Origin of the sequence: Streptomyces yerevanensis (genome assembly GCF_000716805.1) — a bacterium.
GTDB lineage: Bacteria > Actinomycetota > Actinomycetes > Streptomycetales > Streptomycetaceae > Streptomyces > Streptomyces flaveus.
The window spans coordinates 13,488-32,733 of record NZ_JNWJ01000074.1 but is presented as its reverse complement, the minus strand read 5'-3'; the positions used below and the strand labels follow the sequence as shown (position 1 = coordinate 32,733).

Below are 19,246 nucleotides of genomic sequence, written 5' to 3'. Positions count from 1 at the left end.
GCTCGCCGTCCTCGTCCGCCGCGGAGCCGACTTCGCGGCGGCCGAGGACGCCGTGCAGGACGCGCTCATCGAGGCGATCCGCGTCTGGCCCGCCGACCCGCCGCGGGATGCGAAGGGCTGGCTGGTCACCGTGGCCTGGCGCAAGTTCCTCGACGCGACCCGGGCGGAAGCCGCCCGCCGCCGGCGTGAGGACCTCGTCGACGAGGAGCCGCCACCCGGGCCCGCGCCGACGGTGGACGACACGCTCCAGCTCTACTTCCTGTGCGCCCACCCGTCGCTGACGCCGTCGTCCGCGGTCGCGCTCACGCTGCGCGCCGTCGGCGGGCTGACCACCCGCCAGATCGCCCAGGCCTATCTGGTGCCCGAGGCGACCATGGCCCAGCGCATCAGCCGGGCCAAGCGCACCGTCTCCGGCGTGCGGTTCGACCAGCCCGGCGATGTCGCCACCGTGCTGCGCGTCCTCTACCTGGTCTTCAACGAGGGCTACTCCGGCGACGTCGACCTCGCCGCCGAGGCCATCCGGCTCACCCGGCAGCTCGCGGCCGCGATCGACCACCCCGAGGTGGCGGGGCTGCTCGCCCTCATGCTGCTCCACCACGCCCGGCGCGCCGCCCGGACCGCGCCCGACGGCAGCCTGGTGCCGCTCGCCGAGCAGGACCGCGGCCGGTGGGACACGAAGTCGATCGCCGAGGGTGTCGAGATCCTGCAGGCGGCCCTCGCCCGCGACCGCCTCGGCGAGTTCCAGGCCCAGGCCGCCATCGCGGCACTGCACGCCGACGCACCCGCCGCCGAGGAGACCGACTGGGTGCAGATCGTCGAGTGGTACGACGAGCTCGCCCGCCTGACCGACAACCCGGTCGTCCGGCTCAACCGTGCGGTCGCCGTCGGCGAGGCCGACGGACCCCGCGCCGGCCTGGCGGCCCTCGCCGCACTGGACGACTCACTGCCCCGCCACACCGCGGTGGCGGCCTACCTCCACGAACGCGACGGCGACCTGACCACGGCGGCGCGGCTGTACTCCGAGGCCGCCCACAAGGCACCCAACCTCGCCGAACGCGCCCACCTGACGCGCCAGGCCGCCCGGCTCAACGCCCGCCGAAGTCGCTGACGCGCCTCAGGCAACGCACACCAACGCCCCCGCCACCGCCCGCAGATTCACCCGCCCCCGCCCGTACGAGCACACGGCACCGCCGTCCGGCAGACCCGTCGAAACGCGGACCACATCCGTACGCCCGGCCAGCAGCGCCCCCCGGAGTGCGGCCTGCCAGGGGTGCAGTTCGGCGTCGTACGTGGCGACCACCAGCGGCGCGTCCTCGGCCCGTCGCAGGATCTCGGCGGCGAGGCCCGCCACGTCCGCCGGAGCCCGGGTGACCACCGTCCCCGTGGCCGTGGGGTCGAGGGCGCGTACCTCCGTCAGCAGGTCCTCGCCGCCCCAGTTGAGCGCGGGATGCGGTGGTGGGAAGAGGTCGACGACATGGGCGCCCCGTACATGCGGCGCAGGCGTCCGTACCGCCCGCCGCGCCGCCTCCAACCCGGCCCCGGAGTCCCACCGGGCGACCGCGCCCGAAGCCACCGGCTCCGCATACCGCTCGGCCAGCCGCCGGACCCGTCCCGCGGCCTCCTGCACCCTTTCCATCGACAGCGCGCCGCTGCCCACCGCGTCCAGCACCGCGTCCCGGCAGCCGACCGTGACCCCCAAGTCCGGTACGGCGACGATGACTTGATCGGCCCCGGCCTCGAGGGCGAGCCGCGCCCCGGCCGCCTCCCCGTAGCTGTCCGCGATCGCCTTCATCTCCAGCGCGTCGCTGACCAGAACACCGTCGAAGCCCAGCTCATCACGGAGCAGGCCGCTCAGAACGCGGGGGCTCAGCGTGGCCGGACGGTCGGGATCCAGTGCCGGGAACACGACATGGGCGCTCATCAGCATCGGCACCCCGACGGCGATCGCGGCCCGGAAGGGGTCGAGGTCGAGTTCGTCGTACGCCCGTGGGTCGACGGCCACATCGTGGTGGCTGTCGGTGACGGTGCCCCCGTGCCCCGGGAAGTGCTTGGCGCAGGAGGCGACGCCGCGCGCCTCCGTCGCGGTGATCCAGGCGCGCAGATGCCGGGAGACCAGCTGGGGATCGGCGCCGAAGGAGCGGGTGCGCACGATCGGGTTCAGCGGATGGTGCTGAAGGTCGGCGACGGGGGCGTACGAGGCCGTGATGCCGAGCGAGGTCAGGTGTCCGGCCAGTGCGTCGGCGCACAGGGCGGTGAGCCGGGTGTCGTCCACGACGCCCAGGGCGAAGGAGCCGGGGACTTCGGGTGCGCCCGCGCTCACCAGGTGCCCGATGTCGCCGCCCTCGTTGTCGATGGCCACCAGCAGATCGGGGCGGAAGTCCCGCAGGGCGTCCGTCAGTTCGCGGACCTGCTGCGCGTCGCGCACATTGCGGGTGAACAGGATGACGCCGCCGAGGCCACGGTCGATGAGCCGCTTCAGGGTGTCGGGGACGGTCGTGGTGCCGTCGAATCCGGCGACGAGACAGCGGTGGACGGCCTCGTCCAGGTCGGGAGGGAGGGCCGGACCGGCGTACGTGTGCTCGGTGGGGGTCACGCCGGGAATCCTGTGGTTGACTCAGCCGAAAGTCAATGATGTGGATGGATGGTCGATTCAGCCATCCGTCGCCCCTCACCGCCCCCGCTCCAACCGCGTCACGCTCCGTCCCCCTCCACACACGGAGCACTCGGCACAGAGACGTAAACATCCCCCCGTGGCCACATTCGTCACGCAATCCCCACACATCACAAGAATGAATGTTCAAGGAGCGCGTGTAACTTGCTTCCATGAACGACCGGAAAGCGGACGTCCGCTTCGGATCCCGGCCCGTACGCCTCGCTGACCTGGCAAGTCTCGTACGCGCCCCGGCCGCGCTGAGTGTGCCGGGCGACATACTCGCGGGGGCCGCCGCGGCGGGACGCCCGCTCGGACCGCGGACTGTGGGCACGATGGCCTCCTCCGTCTGCCTCTACTGGGCCGGGATGGCCCTCAACGACTACGCCGACGCCCCCGTCGACGCCGTCGAACGCCCCCAGCGCCCCGTCCCCTCCGGCCGCGTCCCGCGCCGTACGGCCCTCTCCCTGGCCTGCGGTCTGACCGCCGCGGGTCTCGGACTCGCGGCCCTCTCCGGCGGTCGCCGCGGACTCGGTGTCGCACTGCCGCTGACGGGGCTGGTCTGGGCGTACGACCTGAAGCTGAAGTCGACGTGCCGGGCCCGCCGCGATGGCCGGGGCACGGGCCCTTGACGTGCTCGCGGGCGCGGTGGCGGCCGGTGGGGCGAGAAACGGGTCCAAGGGGTCCGGCAGGCGTGGGCTCGTGCCGGCGGCCCTGGTCGGGCTGCATACGTACACGCTCACCGCCCTCAGCCGGCACGAGATCTCCGGGGCCCCGGCCCGACTGCCCGCGACCACCCTCGGGGTGTCGGCCGCGACCGCGCTCGCGGCAGCGGGCGCCGCACCCTCCAGGTCCGGGCGACGCCCTGACGCCCGTACCGCCGCGGTCGCCGCCGCCGGAGCGCTCGGCTACCTCGGTACATACGGACTGGCGCAGGTCAGAGCCGTACGGAAGCCCTCGGGGGAGAATGTACGGCGGGCGGTGGGAGCCGGGATCCTGGGCATGGTGCCGTTGCAGGCGGCGTTGACCGCGCGGGGCGGGGCGCCCGGCGTGGCGGCGGTGCTGGGGGCCGTACATCCGCTGGCGCGGCGGCTGGCCCGGCGCGTGTCACCGACCTGACCCGAAGAGCAACCTGAAAGGGACCCGAGGACGTCACTCATGGATCTGCGATTCGGCTACGGCACCAACGGTTTTACCAACCACCGGCTGAGCGATGTGCTCGCCGTGCTCTCCGACCTCGGCTACGACGGGGTGGCGCTGACCCTCGACCATGGGCACCTCGATCCGTACGCCGATGACCTGCCGCGCCAAGTCAACAAGCTTGCAGGGGAGTTGGCGTGGTACGGGCTCAGCGTCACCGTCGAGACGGGGGCACCCTATTTACTCGACCCGTGGGGCAAGCACGAGCCGACGCTGATGTCTCAGGGGGCGCAGCGGCGCGTCGATCTGCTGCGGCGGGCGATCTGGATCGCCGCCGACCTGGGTTCGCCCACCGTCCATCTGTGCAGTGGTGCCGCGCCGAAGGGGCTGCCGGAGGAGGACGCGTGGAAGCGGCTCACGGCAGGCATGGAGACCGTGTTGCAGACGGCGGAGGCCAATGGCGTCGCCCTCGCCTTCGAGCCGGAGCCGTACATGTTCGTCGACACCGTGGAGCGGTGCCTGGAACTCGGCGAACGGCTCGGCGGGCATGAGCTGTTCGGGATCACGCTGGATGTCGGGCACGCGCACTGCGTCGAGGAGATCGAGCTGCTGGAGTGCGTACGGCTGGCCGCGCCCCAGCTGCTGAACGTGCAGATCGAGGACATGGTGCGCGATGTCCACCGGCATCTCGAATTCGGCGACGGCGAGATCGACTTCGTCCCGGTGCTGGCCGCCCTCGGCGAACTCGGGCACCAGGGCCTGGTCTCCGTCGAGATCCAGGGCGGCTCGCTCGACGCGCCCGAAGTCGCCCGGCGCTCCATCGAGTTCCTCCGACGGACAGCGCTCAAAGCACCGAAGGTTCAGAAAGAGCAGAGAGAGCAGAAGGCACAAGAGGCAGTACAAGAAGCGCAAGCAACACAGTAAGCACAGAGAGCGCGACCATGATCTCCGGCATACCTGAACTCCGTACGGTCCTCGAACCCGAGGCCCGCGCCTGGCTCGACACCGCCGTCGACCGCGTCATCGCCGATCCCACCGCCATCGGCGCCCTCTTCCCCGCCGTCCGCCGCCGCTGCGGCCGGGCCAGGATCGACGACCACTGGACCATCGACGAGGCCGCCCGCGCCGTACTCCTCACCGCCCTGCCGCTGCACGACCCCGCGCTCACCGAAACCGTGGGAGCGCTCCACCGGCACGGCGACCCGGCCGAGCAGCGGGCCGTACTGCGCTCGCTGCCGCTGATCGACGACGAGGGACGCTTCCTCTTCCTGGTGCGGGAGACGCTCCGCGGCAACGACACGACGCTGATCGAGGCCGCCCTCGGACCGTACGCGGCGAGACATCTGCCGGACGACGAGTTTCGGCAGGCCGTCCTGAAGTGCGTCTTCTACGAGATCCCGCTGAGCCGTGTCGCCGGACTCGACGAGCGCGCCGACGCCGAACTCGCCCGGATGCTGACCGACTTCGCGCGCGAGCGGATCGCGGCCGGACGTGCCGTACCGGAGGACATCACACCCGTCATCCGGGCCTTCGCCCCCGCCGATGACCGCCCCGCCGCCCTCGATGGAGCCTCCTGAACATGCGCATCTTCGATCCCCACATCCACATGACCTCCCGTACGACGGACGACTACGAGGCGATGTTCGCCGCGGGGGTACGCGCCCTCGTCGAACCGGCCTTCTGGCTGGGTCAGCCCCGTACCTCGCCCGGGAGCTTCTACGACTACTTCGACTCGCTGCTGGGTTGGGAGCCGTACCGCGCCGCGCAGTTCGGCATCCAGCACTTCTGCACGATCGCCCTCAACCCGAAGGAAGCCAACGATCCGCGCTGCACACCGGTGCTGGACGAGCTGCCTCGCTATCTCGCCAAGGACCGGGTCGTCGCGGTCGGCGAGATCGGCTACGACTCGATGACCAAGGAGGAGGACGAGGCCCTGGCCCGGCAGCTCCAGCTCGCCATCGAGCACGAGCTCCCGGCCCTCGTCCACACCCCGCACCGCGACAAGGAGGCGGGCACGCGGCGGACGCTGGATGTCGTACGGGAGTCGGGGATCGCGCCCGAGCTGGTCGTGCTCGACCACCTCAATGAACTCACCGTCTCCATGGTCCTCGACAGCGGCTGCTGGGCCGGGTTCTCGGTCTATCCCAAGACGAAGATGAGCGAGGACCGGATGGTACGGATCATCCAGGAGCACGGGAGTGATCGGGTGCTGGTCAACTCGGCGGCGGACTGGGGGCGCAGCGATCCGCTGAAGACCCGTAAGACCGGTCTCGCGATGCTGGCGGCCGGGTTCGCGGCGGACGAGGTGGACAGGGTGCTGTGGCGCAACCCGGTCGCCTTCTACGGGCAGAGCGGCCGGCTGGACCTCGACCCGGTCCTGGATGAGCCCAAGCCGGACGAGTCGGCGACCTACCAGGGCAACTCCATCAAGCGCGGCGGAGAGTGAGCGGGGCATGCGCCTGCGCCATCCCGACGGGACGCCCGTCCATCTCGCGTACTGCAGCAACGTCCATCAGGCGGAGGACCTGGACGGGGTGCTCGCGCAGCTCGCCGCCTACGCCGAACCCGTGCGGGAACGGCTCGGCGTCGACCGGCTCGGCATCGGCCTGTGGCTGGCCCGCGACGTCGTCACCGAACTCGTCGGTGACGGGCGGGCGTTGGAGCGGCTGAAGGACGAGCTGAGCCTGCGGGGTCTGGAGACCGTCACGCTGAACGCCTTCCCGTACGCCGGTTTCCATCGCGAGGTCGTCAAGAAGGACGTCTACCTCCCCGACTGGACGGACCAGGCCCGCCTTGCCTACACCCTCGACTGCGCCCGCGTCCTGACCGCCCTCCTCCCGGACGACGCCCGCCGCGGCAGCGTCTCCACGCTTCCGCTCGCCTGGCGCACGCCCTGGCCGGCCGAACGTGCCAACACCGCCCGCCGTGCCCTGGACCTGCTGGCCGACGGCCTCGCCGCGATCGAGCGCGAGACCGGCCGTCCGGTCCGCGTCGGCTTCGAGCCGGAGCCGGGGTGCGTGGTCGAGACGACCACGCAGGCGGTACGGGAACTGGGCGGCCTGGACCCGGAACGGCTCGGCATCTGCCTGGACGCCTGCCATCTCGCGGTCCAGTTCGAGGATCCGGGCGCCGCTCTGGCACGGCTGGCCGCCGCCGGGCTGCCGGTGGTCAAGCTGCAGGCGTCGTGCGCGGTGGAGGCGGACGATCCGGCCGATCCGGCTGCTCGCGCGGCGCTGGGGCGGCTGGCGGAGGCGCGGTTTCTGCATCAGACGCGTACGAGGGTTGCTGCGCAGGGCAGTTGGGGGACCTCCGGCGGGCTTGGCGAGGGACGGGGCCCCGGCGTCGCGTGGCCCCGGATCCCACGCCAGAGGGGGCTGGCGGCGGGCGAGCAGGCAGACGGGACCCGGCATGTCTGCGGGCTCGGCGGGCCGACCGGCTCCGGACGCGCCCGTCAGCCGGGCGGGGGCGGCGGATCTTCCGCCGGGCCGAGTCCCGTCGGCGGGCCCGCCGGTCCGGGCCGGTGGGACACGCTGGGCGAGGGCACGATCCTCGGCGTCGACGACCTCCCCGATGCCCTGGCCGGTGGACTCCCCGCCGACCGAGGCCCCTGGCGGGTCCACTTCCACGCCCCGCTGCATGCCGAGCCCGAACCCCCGCTGCGTACCACCGCGCCCCAGCTCACCGCCGTACTCGCCGGACTTCTCGGCGGGCCGGTCGCCGGCTGCGACCACATCGAGGTGGAGACCTACACCTGGTCCGTGCTGCCCCGGCCGCCCGCTGACCTGGCCGGGGGCATCGCCGCCGAACTCGCCTGGGCCAGGGACCGGTTGACCGGCCTCGGCCTCAAGGAGGAAACGTCATGACCGACCGGCTCGTCGTGCTCGACATCGTGGGGCTCACCCCGACGCTGCTGCGCCATATGCCCGCCGTCGCCGCCCTCGGCGAACGCGGCTTCCAGGCCCGGCTCGGGACCACCCTGCCCGCGGTGACCTGCACCGCCCAGTCCACCTTCCTCACCGGGGAACCGCCGAGCACCCACGGCGCGGTCGCCAACGGCTGGTACTTCCGCGACCTCGGCGAAGTGCTGCTGTGGCGGCAGCACAACGCGCTCGTCGGCGGCGAGAAGATCTGGGAGACGGCGCGGAAGACCAACCCCGACTACAAGGTGGCGAACATCTGCTGGTGGTACGCGATGGGGGCGGACGTCGACCTCACCGTCACCCCGCGGCCCGTCTACTACTCCGACGGCCGCAAGGAACCCGACTGCTACACCTGGCCACCCTCCCTGCACGACGAACTCACCGACCGGCTCGGCCCGTTCCCCCTCTTCACCTACTGGGGACCGAACGCGGGCATGCCCTCCACCCAGTGGATCCTCGGCGCAGCCCGCCAGGTCTTCGACGAGCACCGCCCGGACCTGACCCTCGTCTACATCCCGCAGATGGACTACGAGCCCCAGCGCTCCGGCCCGGACTCCCCCGCGACCGCCCGCGCCGCCCGCCAACTCGACGACGCACTGCGCCCGTTGATCGACCACTTCCTCAGCGAGGGCGCCACCGTCGTGGCGCTCAGCGAGTACGGCATCACCCCGGTCTCCCGCCCCGTCGACATCAACCGCGCCCTGCGCCGCGCCGGACTGCTGGACGTCTACACGCAGGACGGCATGGAGTACCTGGACCCCTGGACCTCACGCGCGTTCGCCGTGGCCGATCACCAGGTGGCGCATGTGTACGTACGGGACCCGGCCGACACCGAGGCCGTCGCGAAGATCGTCGGCGAACTAGGCGGTGTGGAGCGGGTGTTGGACGCCGAGGGCAAGGCGGCGTACGGCCTCGATCACGAGCGCTCCGGCGAGCTGGTCGCCGTCGCCGAGTCCGACGCCTGGTTCACGTACTACTACTGGCTGGACGACGACCGCGCCCCGGACTTCGCCCGCCAGGTGGAGATCCACCGCAAGCCCGGCTACGACCCCGCCGAGCTGCTGTACGACGAGACGGTCCCGGCGGTGAAGCTGAAGGCCGTGGGCCAGATCGCCCGGAAGAAGCTCGGGTTCCGCTACCGGATACAGACCGTCCCGCTGGACCCGTCGGGGGTTCGCGGCAGTCACGGCCGGCTGCCGGAGGATCCGGACCACGGGCCCGTACTCCTGTGCTCCGAACCGGAGTTGGCGCGGGAGGCGTACGCGGCGACGGAGGTCAAGGCACTGCTGTTGCAGCTGGCACGGCTCACACCGGAGGCCGCATCGGATCCTGACGCCCGCACCGGGGACTAAGCGGTCTCGGGGGGGGGTGGGGGAGGCGCGGGGGCGTACCTCACTTCCCCGAGACCGCTTAGGACTGAGAAGAGGGCGGCGTGGCCGCGGGCCGCCGCCCTCCAGCCTTTGTCCGTGCCCTCCACTGTTGCCCCCACCTGACAAGGAATACTGATGTCCAGCGCACCCAGCATCCCCCTCAACGAGACAGTCCTGCGCAACGCCCGCCCCGAGATCGCGGCCTGGCTCACCGCTTTCGTCGAGCGCCACGGTGGCTTCGTGGGCTCCGTGCACCTCACGGGGCCCGCCGAGGAGGGCGAGATCGTCCTCGTGGCCGCGCACAACCTGCCGCCCGCCGTGCAGAACGGCACCTCCGTCATCCCCATCGGCAAGGGCATGGCCGGGACCGCCGCGCAGCGCCGGGCGCCCGTCGCCATCAGCGACTTCCCGAGCGACACCTCGGGCGTCGCCGTCCGGCAGGGCCGCGCCGCCGGGTCGAAGGGCTCCCTCACCATCCCCGTCTTCGCTCCGGACGACGACACCCGGCTGTTCGCGATCGTCGGGCTGGGCTTCAAGGACGTCCGGGAGTTCGCCGACGACGAGATCGAGATGTACAAGAAGTCCGCGGCCACGGTCCTGGACGTTCGGGCGGCCCGAGTCGGTCTCGGGCAGGCGGCCTGACCCTCTTCACGTACCACGCCGCGCGAGTAAGGTCCAGACTTAGCCTCCAGTACATCGGATCTCTTCTTGGCGCGTTCGACATATTGACGCGCTTCTCTCCCAGCTTCTACGTTGCGCCGAGAGATAGCTCCGATGTATCGAAAGGAATGGCATGAACCCAACAAGACGCACGGTTCTGGCAGCCGGAGGCTTACTCGCGGGAGGCGCCGCCTGGGCGATGACCCCGTCGGTGTCCTCCGCCGTGGCCGCATCTCCCACGGACGGCTGGGAGAAGACCTCGTTCACCTACGGCATGCAGAAGCCGTGGAATCTCGGCCTGAGCGAGCGTTACAGCAACAGCGGTGGTGTGCACCGGATGTGGGTGTACGACACCGACGAGCCCATGTCGCAGGGCAGTTCCACGGACCCGCGCACCGAGATGCGCTGGAGGCAGGAGTACACGTCCGGGCAGCACATGTGGGACGCCGACGTGTATCTCCCGTCCGGTACGAACGGCGCGACCTTTGTGCAGATCCTCCGGGTGGTCCACCCCGAGGGCACCCCCGCCACGGACTTCATGCTCAACGCCTACAGCGCGAGTGGCGGCACGGTACGGGCGTACGACCGCACGGTCCTGAAGACCAACGCGTACAACACCTGGTTCAACGTCAAGTTGGAGCACAACGCTTCCAGCCGCAGCGTCAAGGTCTATTTCGACGACGAGCTGGTGCTGACGACCGAGGACCGCGGCCCGGCCACCCGCCACTTCAAGAACGGCGTCTACCACCACGGCAGTGGTCGCGCCGAGGCGCGCTTCCGCAACATCACGTACTGGACGCGGTGAGCCGTGCGGAGACGAAGAGCACTCACCGCGCTCGGCGGACTCGGCCTCGCCGGTGCCACCGCCGCGCTCCTGCCGGGACGGGCGGACGCCGCCGACGAGGTGTACTTCCAGAACCGCGGCAGCGTCGAGGGCTGGGACCACGCCTACACACAGAAGGACGGCGTGATCGAGACCGTCGACTCGCCCACCTACAAAGGCGCTCACGCTCTCGCGGCGACACAGACGTACATCGACGAGACCGGGGGCTACCACTCCGAAGTGATCAAGCGCGGCGCGCAGAGCGTCGGTGAGGACCGGTACTACGGCCAGGCGATCCGTCTCGCGTCCGACTGGACGTTCCACGACCAGAACGTCACCTTCCAGCAGTGGTCGCCAGAAGACCCCGAAGGACCCTGGCTGTTGATGTTCGTCATCGGGTCCACGATCCAGTTCGGCGGCTCCGGCGGCATCAAGGGGACGGCCGGGTCGATCAGTGGCCTGCGGGGCACCTGGATCAGGATCGTCACCCGGCTGAAGCTCGCCGGCGACGGCCAGGGCGCCTTCGAGGTGTGGCTGAACGGCACGAAGACGGTGAGCCGCACCGGCATCACCGTACTGCCGTCCACCTCACGGACGATCCGCTGGTCCAACGGGATCTACTGCACCGCCTGGCGCGACGGCACGCCCAGCGGCCCGCGCACGCTGACGGTCCTGCACGACAGCCACCGGATCGCCTCGACGTACGCCCTGGCCGAACCGGCCGGCTGGGCCTGACGCCGACCCACCCCTCACTCTTGTCACTCTTGGAGGCATCCGCATGACCTCTCGCAGAGCAGTGCTCGGCTCGGCGCTGGCCGGCACAACTCTTGCCGCTCTTCCGGAAGTTGCCCAAGCCGCTGATTCCTCCGGTGTCATCGGTCCGGGGGGCCATCGCTGGAAGCTCCGTAACCGCATGGAGTCGGACGGTGCGTGGGCCGACTTCCTGCGGAAGCAGGACCTGGTGTGGCGCAGGCTGCCCACGCTGTGGCACGAAGGGCCGTTCCTCGGCGACGGCCGGCTGGGCAGCATGGTCTACCGGGACCCGGAGACGAAGGGCATTCGCTTCACCGTGCAGCACGGTGAAGTGCAGGATCACCGGCCCGAGTTCGGCAGTGGCTGGGGGACGTGCCGGCTGCCCGTCGGGCATCTCACCCTCGATCCGGTCGGCACCATCGGCGCGGTCGACTGGCGATTGAGTCTGTGGAACGCCGAGCTCACCGGCACGATCACCACGGACAAGGGCTCCCTGACCCTCTCCGCCTTCATCCATGACGGCATCTTCGCCGCGCGCGTGACGGCCGACGGCGACGAGGAGGTGCGCTGGACGTTCCACCCCGAAGAGGCCGTCAGTCCCCGGAAGATCAGCGAGGCGCCGCCGGCCGGGTACGTCGCCAACCCGCCCTGGACCACACGGACTTCGGGCGACATCGAGCAGGTCCTCCAGCCGCTCCTCGGCGGAGGCCAGACGGCGACGGCCTACCGCCGCTCGGGCGACACGCTCCTGCTCGGCGTCGCCCACAGCTACCCCTCCGACACCCGCGCCGGGGAGGTCTCACTGCGGAAGGTCCAGCGCGCCGCTCCGTACGGCGTGGTCCGCGCGCTCCACACCCGCTGGTGGCACGCCTTCTACCGCAAGAGCTTCGTCTCGATCCCCGACGAGCGGCTGCAGAGCTTCCACTGGATCCAGCTCTACAAGGTCGCGTCCGCCAGCCGCGCCGACGGCCCCGTGATGGCCACCTGCGGGCCCTGGCTGGAGCCCACGCCCTGGCCCGCCGTGTGGTGGAACCTCAACGTGCAGCTGGAGTACTGGCTCATCCACGGCTCCAACCATCTGGAACTCGACTCGCTCGCCACCACCCTGAGGCAGAACCAGCAACAGCTGATCGCGAACGTGCCCGCCGCGTACCGCTCGGACAGCGCCGGAGTCGGCCGCAGCTCCGACATGTTCGCCAACCGCAGCGCCCCCACTCCGGGCAGCGGAGGTGAGTCGGGCAATCTGACCTGGGCGCTGCACAACGTATGGCTGAGCTACCGGCACACCATGGACGAGGCTTTGCTGCGCGACACGGTGTACCCGCTGCTGCGCCGCACGATCAACTACTACCTGCACTTCCTCCAGCCGGACAGCGACGGCAAGCTGCACCTGCCGTCGACGCTGTCGCCGGAGTATCCCGTCGTACCGCCGAAGGACACCAACTACGATCTGGCGCTGATCCGTTGGGGCTGCACCGCGCTCCTGGAGGCAGCCGAGCGGCTGGGGACCGACGATCCGCTGAAGCCGCGCTGGCAGGAGGTGCTGGCGAAGCTGACGCCGTATCCGGTGGACGAGAACGGCTTCATGATCGGTGATCGGACCCCGTACGCGCAGTCCCATCGCCACTACTCGCACCTGCTGATGGTGTACCCGCTGTATCTCGTGAACTGGGAGCAGCCGGAGCAGCGCGAGCTGATCGAGAAGTCGATCGTCCACTGGCACGCGGTGACCGGATCCCACCGCGGCTACAGCTATACGGGCGCCGCGTCGATGTTCGCGATGATGGGCCGCGGCTCCACGGCGCTGGAGTATCTGAAGAAGTTCTTCGATCCCAGCACGCGGTATCCGTGCCGGGCCAACACCCACTACACGGAGGCCGGTCCGGTCATCGAGACACCGCTGTCGGCGTCGCAGTCCCTGCACGACATGCTCTGCCAGAGCTGGGGCGGTGTCGTACGGGTCTTCCCCGCCGTTCCGGATTCCTGGGCCGATGTCACGCTGCACGACTTCCGCACGCAGGGGGCCTTCCTGGTCAGCGCGGTCCGCAAGGGCGGGGTCACCCGTTTCGTACGCGTACGGAGCCTGGCGGGTGAGCGGCTCGAGATCCGGCACGGTCTGACGGGCGGGGCGGTGACGGCGGTGCTCGACGACGGCAGCCGGGCGCGCACGCACACGACGGACGACGGCACCCTGGTGATCGAGCTGGCCAAGGGCCGGGAGGTGCTGTTGTACGCCGGTGAACGCCCCGAACTCGACATCGCTCCGGTGGCGTTGAGTGAGCCGGGCGATCCGTGGGGGCTGCCGTAGTACGTCTTCAGTACGTCTTTGGTCAGTGCGGGTCACCGATCGGGCGTGCCCGGCCGGTGACCCGCACCCGTGGATCCGTCGGGTCGATGTCCACGAGCAGTTCGCTGGGGCACCCCATGTCCTCGCCCTGGCGGAGGGTGAGGGTCATCGGCTCGCGGACCAGGCCGAGGGTGCGCAGATAGCCGCCGAAGGCGGCGGCTGCCGCTCCCGTCGCGGGGTCCTCCACCACGCCCCCGACCGGGAAGGGGTCGCGGACGTGGAAGAGGTCGTCCGCCTCGCGCCAGACCAGTTGGAGCGTGGTCCAGCCGTGCTGCCGCATCACGTCGGCGAGGCCGTCGAAGTCGTACGCGAGATCTGCCAGCCGGGCGCGGGAGGCGACGGCGAGGACCAGGTGCTCTGCCCCACCGAAGGCCACGTGCGGCGGCAGTTCCGGATCCAGGTCACCCTCGGCCCAGCGCAGCGCGGCGAGAGCCGGGGTGAGCTCGTCCGGGGTGGCCGGGCGGGAGCGGGCGGGGACGCTGGTGAGAGTGGCGCGCACCGTCCCGTCGGGGTCGGCGCCCGTGGACACCGGGATCTCTCCGGCCGGGGTGTCGAAGACGAACTCCCCGGGCCCGTTCCGCTCGGCCAGCGCCACGGCGGTCGCCACAGTGGCGTGCCCGCAGAACGGAACCTCGACGAGAGGGCTGAAGTACCGCACCCGAAAGCGGCGTTCGGTATCGTCCCGCGCCATGATGAACGCCGTCTCCGAGTAACCGACCTCGGCGGCGAGGGCCAGCATCTGAGTGGGATCGAGCCCGGCGGCGTCCAGAACGATCCCGGCGGGGTTGCCGCCGGCCCCCTCCGGAGTGAAGGCGGAGTAGCGCAGGACGTCGGTGCTGGTTTCGGAACTCATGACTGCACGCTCCCACGGGGCAGCACGCATGAGGAACGAGATTCCAGAGGGCACCGGTCAGGCAGGTGCTCCTCAACGAGCGGGCATGGACGGTGAGTTAGGGGACTATCACACTCCGCTTTCATGCCGCCTCCTTACCAAGGTTTTGGGCCTCTCACGGTGCGTACGGTCGCTGGTACGGATAGCATCCTGCGCACCCCTTGTGTTGCGTTGGTCACGCGGCCACCCACCGCGTTCGTCTTACCGCCCGCCGCCCCGTTCCCCTCCCCCATTGCCCACTTCCGCTCATAGCTCCTCGCTCCTCGCTCCCCGCCCTAGGACGACGATGTCTCTACGGACAGGTCCCCGCCGTCTCGGTTCCATACGTCTCTCCCTGATCCTTCTGGCATTGGTCCCCAGCGTCACCCTCGCCGCGATGTGGGGGGTGACGACGACGCAGATGTTCTCCGAAGGGCTACGGCTGCGGGCCCAGACGGAGCTGAGCAGGTCGACCGGCGCCATGGGCACCGACGCGACGCTCGCGCTGCAACGGGAGCGGAGTCTGTCGGCCGCTTGGCTGGCCGCGCCCGGCAGCTCCAGGACCGCCCTGGACGAGCAGCGGGAACGTACGGACGCGGAGGTCGCCAAACTGGTCGGCCAGTCGAAGGCCATCGACAAGGCGCCCGACCGGATAGGAGACCGGCTGTACTCGGTCATCGCCGGCGCGGGGAGCCTGGAGTTCTACCGGAGCCAGATCGACCAGGGCCACATCGACAAAAGCACCGGCATCAGCGGCGCGCAGGCACTGGACCAGTACACCGCGATCATCGACGACCAGATCCACGCCTTCCAGGAGCTCTCCAAGGTCGACGACGGGGACCTCACCTCGCAGGCCGAACCGCTCGTCGCCCTGGAACACGCCGCGGAACTGGTCTCCCAGGAGAACGCCCTGCTCACCCTGGCCTGGCCGTCCGGGCAGCTGGACGAGGAGTCGCGGGCCGCCTTCGTCCAGTTGGTGAACGCCCGGCGCTGGCTCGTCGAGGACCAGATCACCCCCTCCATACGCGGCACGGCGAAGACGCAGACCGAGCGCATCCTCCAGGGGCAGGCCTGGAAGGACCTGCAGGCAGTCGAGACCCAGGTGCTCGAGGCTCGTACGACGGGCAGCGGCGACGCCCGGAAGGTCAACCTGCCGAACGCACGGGATCAGTGGAACGACGCGATGGGCAGGCTCTCGGTCCAGTACCCGAACCTGATCCGCCAGCAGACCGCGGAACTGCTCGACCGCAGCGATGAAGAGGCCCATGCACTGCTGATCAAGGCCGCCGCCCTGAGCGTCGGCGGACTCGTCGCCCTGCTGCTGAGCGTCGTACTGTCCTGGCGCATCACCCGCTCCCTGTTCCGGCGGATGCGCGGGCTGCGGATGGCCACCCTCAGCCTCGCCCAGGAGCGGCTGCCCGACGTGGTCGCACGGCTCGACCGGGGCGAGAAGGTCGACGTGGACTCCGCCGCGCCCCCGCTGGACTACGGGCGGGACGAACTCGGCCAGGTGGCGCAGGCGTTCAACACCGCCCAGCGCACGGCTGTCCACACCGCGGTGGAGCTCGCCGACACCCGGCGCGGCTTCCAGAAGGTGATCCTGGGCATCGCCCGGCAGAGCCAGAACCTGGTCAATCTCCAGCTCAGCAAGCTCGATTCGCTGGAACGCGAACACCAGGACCCGCACGTCCTCAAGGGCCTGTACGAACTCGACTCCAACGCGAGCCAACTGCGCCGCTACGAGGAGAACCTCGTCATCATCAGCGGTGAGCGGCCGGGGCGCAGCTGGGCCGAACCGGTCGCGCTGATCGACATCCTGCGCAGCGCCGTCGGCGAGGTCGCCGAGTACCAGCGGGTGGAGGTGCACACCGTCGAGGAGGTGTACCTCGCCCCGCCCGCGGTGGCCGACGTCATCCATCTGCTGGCCGAACTCATCGACAACGCGACCGCGTACTCGCCCGCTCCCAGCCCGGTCGGGGTACGGGCCGCGATGGTGGCCAAGGGCCTGGCCATCGAGATCGAGGACCGCGGTCTGGGCATGTCGGAGGACGACTACGAGGCGTTCAACGCCCAGTTGGCGGTGGAGCCGCAGTTCGACGTGGTGGCGCTGGCCGACGACCTCCGGCTCGGCATGTTCGTGATCGCCCGCCTCGCCACGCGGCACGGCATCGCCGTCACGCTGCGGTCCTCTCCGTACGGCGGGACAACGGCGATCGTGCTGGTGCCGCACGACATAGTGGTGCGGGAGGGGCCCACGACCGATACGGACGCCACCGGCTCGGCGGACGCTTTGGCGAGTGACGCGGACGTCCCGGCCCAAGGGGGTCAGGAAATCCGGGAGGCCCAGGAAGGGCCCACGACCCACGCGGATACCGCCGCCACTTCGGCCGGATGGGCGGACGACCCGGCCCAAGGGGACCAGGAAACCCGGACGACCCGAGAGTCCCAGGAGGACGTCGAGCCGGTCGCGGCTCTCGCGGAGAGCTCGGCCGATACACAGGGCCCTGGCCGGCACAGCCACGCGCGCAGCCGCGTAGCCCAGCCCGCGACCCGGCCGCGGACGGCCGATACCGGCGGGACCGGGTTCGGCCCGGGTTCCAGGCCCACGACCGGCTCCGGGTCCGGCCGGAGTGCCGGGTCCGAGTCCGCGCCCAACTCCGGATCCGGGTCCGGCCGGAGTGCCGGGTCCGGGTCCGAGTCCGAGTCCGAGTCCGAGTCCGGCCGGAGTGTCGGCTCCGGGTCCGGCCGAGGTTCCGGGTTCGACTCCGGATCCGGGTCCGCGCCCGGGTCCAGGTCCGGCTCCGGCTCCGGCTCCGGCTCCGGCTCCGGCTCCGGCTCCGGCCCAGGTTCAAGCCAGCGCAGCGCCCTCGCTCCGCTGCCGCGCCGCGTACCGCAGACCAGCCTCGCCACCGAGTTGCTGGAGGACTCCGTGTCCGCCCGGGCGGACGACCCGTTGGAGGACTTCGACGCGGAGCGTGCCGCCTCCTCGCTCTCCGGTTTCCAGCGCGGGACGCTTCGGGCCCGTGACGACGCCGAGGAGTGGACGTACAACGAAGGAGAAGACGAAGGAGGAAACACAGCAGAAGAAGCCCCACCAGCGAGCCCAGGTACGCAGGTCCCCGTCCCCGGAAAAACCGTCACCTCGACTCCGCCGGCAGACCGCTCATGAAGGACACAGAAATGACACGCCCCATCCCCGCCACGCACAGCCAGCTCGACCAGCTGCTCACCGGACTGGTGGACCGGGTCGCCGAGGTGAACCACGCCGTCGTACTCTCCGACGACGGACTGGTCGTCAGCAGGTCGACGGCGTTCCTGCGCGACGACGCCGAGCGGCTGGCTGCGACCGCCTCCGGCCTGGTGAGCCTTAGCAAGGGCGTCAGCATGGACTTCCGCGGCGGCCCCGTACGCCAGGCGCTCATCGAGATGCGCAACGGCTATCTGATCATCACCGCCGCCGGGACCGGCGCCCATCTCGCCGTGCTCACCCACCAGGGCGCGGATGTCGGCGTGGTGGCGTACCAGATGAACCTGCTCGTGAAGAAGATCGGCGAGCACCTGAGCGCGGCGCCACGGGGCACGGTCGCCGCCGACCGCGGCGAGTGAGGTGAGCGGAGGCGACGCGGCGGGTCGTCTCGTACGGCCGTTCACGCTGACCGGCGGCAGGACCCGGCCCGACCGCAGCGACTTCTCCCTCATCACGACGGTCTCCGCGGTGGACCCACCGCCCGCCTGGGGCGTCCGGACACAGCCCGAGCACGCCCGGATCCTGCGGCTGTGCGAGAAGCCGATCGCCGTCGCGGAGCTGGCGGCCCACCTCGATCTGCCGATGAGCGTGGTCACCATCATGCTCTGCGACCTGCTGGCGGCGGACCGGATCACCGTCCACCCGCCGCGCCCCGTCTCCGGGACGCCGGACATGGACCTGCTGCAGAAAGTGAGGGACGGCCTTGGCCGGCTCTGACGCAACCGTCAACGGGACGCCGGCCCAAGGGACTTCGGCACCCGACACGGTCAAGATACTGATCGCCGGAGGCTTCGGCGTCGGGAAGACCACCATGGTCGGGTCGGTCAGCGAGATCGTCCCGCTGCGCACCGAGGAACGACTGACCTCGGCCGGCCTGGGCGTCGACGACCTCCACGGCATCGCCGAGAAGCAGGCCACCACCGTGGCGCTGGACTTCGGCCGGATCACGATCGGCCGGGACCTGGTGCTGTATCTCTTCGGTACGCCCGGACAGCAGCGGTTCTGGTTCATGTGGAACGACCTCGCCATCGGCGCGCTGGGGGCCGTGGTCCTCATCGACGTACGCAGGCCCAAGTCCAGCTTCGCCGCGATCGACTTCTTCGAGCGGCGGGGCATCCCGTTCGTCATAGGCGTCAACGGCTTCCACGGACAGCATCCGTACACGCCCGAGGAGATCCGGGACGCCCTGGCACTACCGGAGGGCACTCAGGTGCTGCTCTGCGACGCACGCGAGCGCGAGTCGTCCCGGGACGTACTGATCGCTCTGCTCGACCAGTTGATCGCCGCTTCCGCGAAGGCCTCGGCGTCGTAAAGGAGCCGTAAGGGACAAGCCGTAAGGAGACGCGCCATAAGGGGGCAAGTCACAAAGAGGCAAGGGGCCCAGAGAGGCAAGTCACAAGGAGACAAAGGGCACAGAGAGGCGTTCTTGCTGCGGAAACAGGGCATCATCATCGGCACCGTCGCC

The 19,246-nt window shown here is 70.5% G+C and carries 16 protein-coding genes and 1 pseudogene; 15 read left to right on the top strand and 2 right to left on the bottom strand.

The features are described 5' to 3' along the window. Positions 1-1,108 (top strand): RNA polymerase sigma factor (locus OP79_RS42465; protein WP_033328471.1); only part of this gene is annotated, 1,108 nt, incomplete at its 5' end. A gap of 6 nt (positions 1,109-1,114) precedes the next feature. Here OP79_RS42465 and OP79_RS42460 read toward each other — a convergent pair. Continuing rightward, positions 1,115-2,593 (bottom strand): glycoside hydrolase family 3 protein, encoded by a 1,479-nt coding sequence (locus OP79_RS42460; protein ID WP_033328470.1) that lies wholly within the window; start codon positions 2,591-2,593, stop codon positions 1,115-1,117. A 230-nt stretch (positions 2,594-2,823) separates the two neighbouring features. On the opposite strand from OP79_RS42460, the pseudogene OP79_RS50025 reads away from it, so the two are divergent. From OP79_RS50025 to OP79_RS42410, 10 genes and pseudogenes are all read left to right on the top strand, one after another. Next, positions 2,824-3,769 (top strand): annotated as a pseudogene (locus tag OP79_RS50025) (SCO3242 family prenyltransferase). A gap of 39 nt (positions 3,770-3,808) precedes the next feature. Further along, the gene (locus OP79_RS42450; RefSeq protein ID WP_078492372.1) at positions 3,809-4,714 is read left to right on the top strand and encodes a sugar phosphate isomerase/epimerase family protein; all 906 of its coding nucleotides are present in this window, start codon (positions 3,809-3,811) and stop codon (positions 4,712-4,714) included. Positions 4,715-4,731: 17 nt separating this feature from the next. Further along, positions 4,732-5,367, top strand: a complete 636-nt coding sequence (locus tag OP79_RS42445; protein ID WP_051745486.1) for an EboA domain-containing protein — start codon at positions 4,732-4,734, stop codon at positions 5,365-5,367. Between the two features lie 2 nt (positions 5,368-5,369). Beyond that, positions 5,370-6,236 carry a TatD family hydrolase gene (locus OP79_RS42440; protein ID WP_033328469.1) on the top strand — a complete coding sequence of 289 codons (867 nt, stop codon included), beginning with the start codon at positions 5,370-5,372 and terminating at the stop codon, positions 6,234-6,236. Between the two features lie 7 nt (positions 6,237-6,243). Beyond that, positions 6,244-7,653 (top strand): metabolite traffic protein EboE, encoded by a 1,410-nt coding sequence (gene eboE / locus OP79_RS57530; RefSeq protein ID WP_033328468.1) that lies wholly within the window; start codon positions 6,244-6,246, stop codon positions 7,651-7,653. Beyond that, a complete protein-coding gene (locus OP79_RS42430; protein WP_033328467.1) occupies positions 7,650-9,062 on the top strand; it encodes an alkaline phosphatase family protein in 1,413 nt (470 codons plus the stop codon). The genes eboE and OP79_RS42430 overlap by 4 nt, the downstream gene beginning before the upstream one ends. A gap of 153 nt (positions 9,063-9,215) precedes the next feature. Next, a complete protein-coding gene (locus OP79_RS42425; RefSeq protein ID WP_051745484.1) occupies positions 9,216-9,722 on the top strand; it encodes a GAF domain-containing protein in 507 nt (168 codons plus the stop codon). A 151-nt stretch (positions 9,723-9,873) separates the two neighbouring features. Next, positions 9,874-10,545 (top strand): polysaccharide lyase family 7 protein, encoded by a 672-nt coding sequence (locus OP79_RS42420; protein WP_033328466.1) that lies wholly within the window; start codon positions 9,874-9,876, stop codon positions 10,543-10,545. 3 nt (positions 10,546-10,548) lie between these two features. Beyond that, positions 10,549-11,298: a polysaccharide lyase family 20 protein gene (locus tag OP79_RS42415; RefSeq protein WP_033328465.1), complete on the top strand. Its 750-nt coding sequence runs from the start codon at positions 10,549-10,551 to the stop codon at positions 11,296-11,298. 43 nt (positions 11,299-11,341) lie between these two features. Next, positions 11,342-13,624, top strand: coding sequence for a glycosyl hydrolase family 95 catalytic domain-containing protein (locus tag OP79_RS42410; protein WP_211270975.1), 2,283 nt, complete (start codon positions 11,342-11,344; stop codon positions 13,622-13,624). 22 nt (positions 13,625-13,646) lie between these two features. Here OP79_RS42410 and OP79_RS42405 read toward each other — a convergent pair whose 3' ends face one another. Next, positions 13,647-14,516, bottom strand: coding sequence for a PhzF family phenazine biosynthesis isomerase (locus tag OP79_RS42405; protein ID WP_033328463.1), 870 nt, complete (start codon positions 14,514-14,516; stop codon positions 13,647-13,649). Between the two features lie 325 nt (positions 14,517-14,841). Here OP79_RS42405 and OP79_RS42400 point away from each other — a divergent pair, with 325 nt between their 5' ends. Genes OP79_RS42400 through OP79_RS42385 form a run of 4 tightly spaced genes read left to right on the top strand, consistent with a single transcriptional unit; the run spans position 14,842 to position 19,093 of the window. Next, positions 14,842-17,703, top strand: coding sequence for a sensor histidine kinase (locus OP79_RS42400; RefSeq protein ID WP_037973820.1), 2,862 nt, complete (start codon positions 14,842-14,844; stop codon positions 17,701-17,703). Between the two features lie 11 nt (positions 17,704-17,714). Continuing rightward, on the top strand, positions 17,715-18,140 hold the full coding sequence (locus OP79_RS42395) for a roadblock/LC7 domain-containing protein (RefSeq protein ID WP_033328462.1): 426 nt from the start codon (positions 17,715-17,717) through the stop codon (positions 18,138-18,140). A gap of 1 nt (position 18,141) precedes the next feature. Further along, positions 18,142-18,498: a DUF742 domain-containing protein gene (locus OP79_RS42390; protein ID WP_033328461.1), complete on the top strand. Its 357-nt coding sequence runs from the start codon at positions 18,142-18,144 to the stop codon at positions 18,496-18,498. Continuing rightward, positions 18,485-19,093 carry a GTP-binding protein gene (locus OP79_RS42385; RefSeq protein WP_033328460.1) on the top strand — a complete coding sequence of 203 codons (609 nt, stop codon included), beginning with the start codon at positions 18,485-18,487 and terminating at the stop codon, positions 19,091-19,093. Before OP79_RS42390 ends, OP79_RS42385 begins: the two co-directional genes overlap by 14 nt. Positions 19,094-19,246: the final 153 nt, after the last annotated feature.

What these genes read in the sequence shown, in the direction of transcription:
- OP79_RS42425 (WP_051745484.1), top strand. Translation starts at nt 9,216, where the DNA reads ATGTCCAGCGCACCCAGCATCCCCCTCAACGAGACAGTCCTGCGCAAC.
- OP79_RS42395 (WP_033328462.1), top strand. Translation starts at nt 17,715, where the DNA reads ATGACACGCCCCATCCCCGCCACGCACAGCCAGCTCGACCAGCTGCTC.
- OP79_RS42405 (WP_033328463.1), bottom strand. Translation starts at nt 14,516, where the DNA reads ATGAGTTCCGAAACCAGCACCGACGTCCTGCGCTACTCCGCCTTCACT.
- OP79_RS42440 (WP_033328469.1), top strand. Translation starts at nt 5,370, where the DNA reads ATGCGCATCTTCGATCCCCACATCCACATGACCTCCCGTACGACGGAC.
- eboE (WP_033328468.1), top strand. Translation starts at nt 6,244, where the DNA reads ATGCGCCTGCGCCATCCCGACGGGACGCCCGTCCATCTCGCGTACTGC.
- OP79_RS42430 (WP_033328467.1), top strand. Translation starts at nt 7,650, where the DNA reads ATGACCGACCGGCTCGTCGTGCTCGACATCGTGGGGCTCACCCCGACG.
- OP79_RS42450 (WP_078492372.1), top strand. Translation starts at nt 3,809, where the DNA reads ATGGATCTGCGATTCGGCTACGGCACCAACGGTTTTACCAACCACCGG.
- OP79_RS42400 (WP_037973820.1), top strand. Translation starts at nt 14,842, where the DNA reads ATGTCTCTACGGACAGGTCCCCGCCGTCTCGGTTCCATACGTCTCTCC.
- OP79_RS42445 (WP_051745486.1), top strand. Translation starts at nt 4,732, where the DNA reads ATGATCTCCGGCATACCTGAACTCCGTACGGTCCTCGAACCCGAGGCC.
- OP79_RS42420 (WP_033328466.1), top strand. Translation starts at nt 9,874, where the DNA reads ATGAACCCAACAAGACGCACGGTTCTGGCAGCCGGAGGCTTACTCGCG.
- OP79_RS42410 (WP_211270975.1), top strand. Translation starts at nt 11,342, where the DNA reads ATGACCTCTCGCAGAGCAGTGCTCGGCTCGGCGCTGGCCGGCACAACT.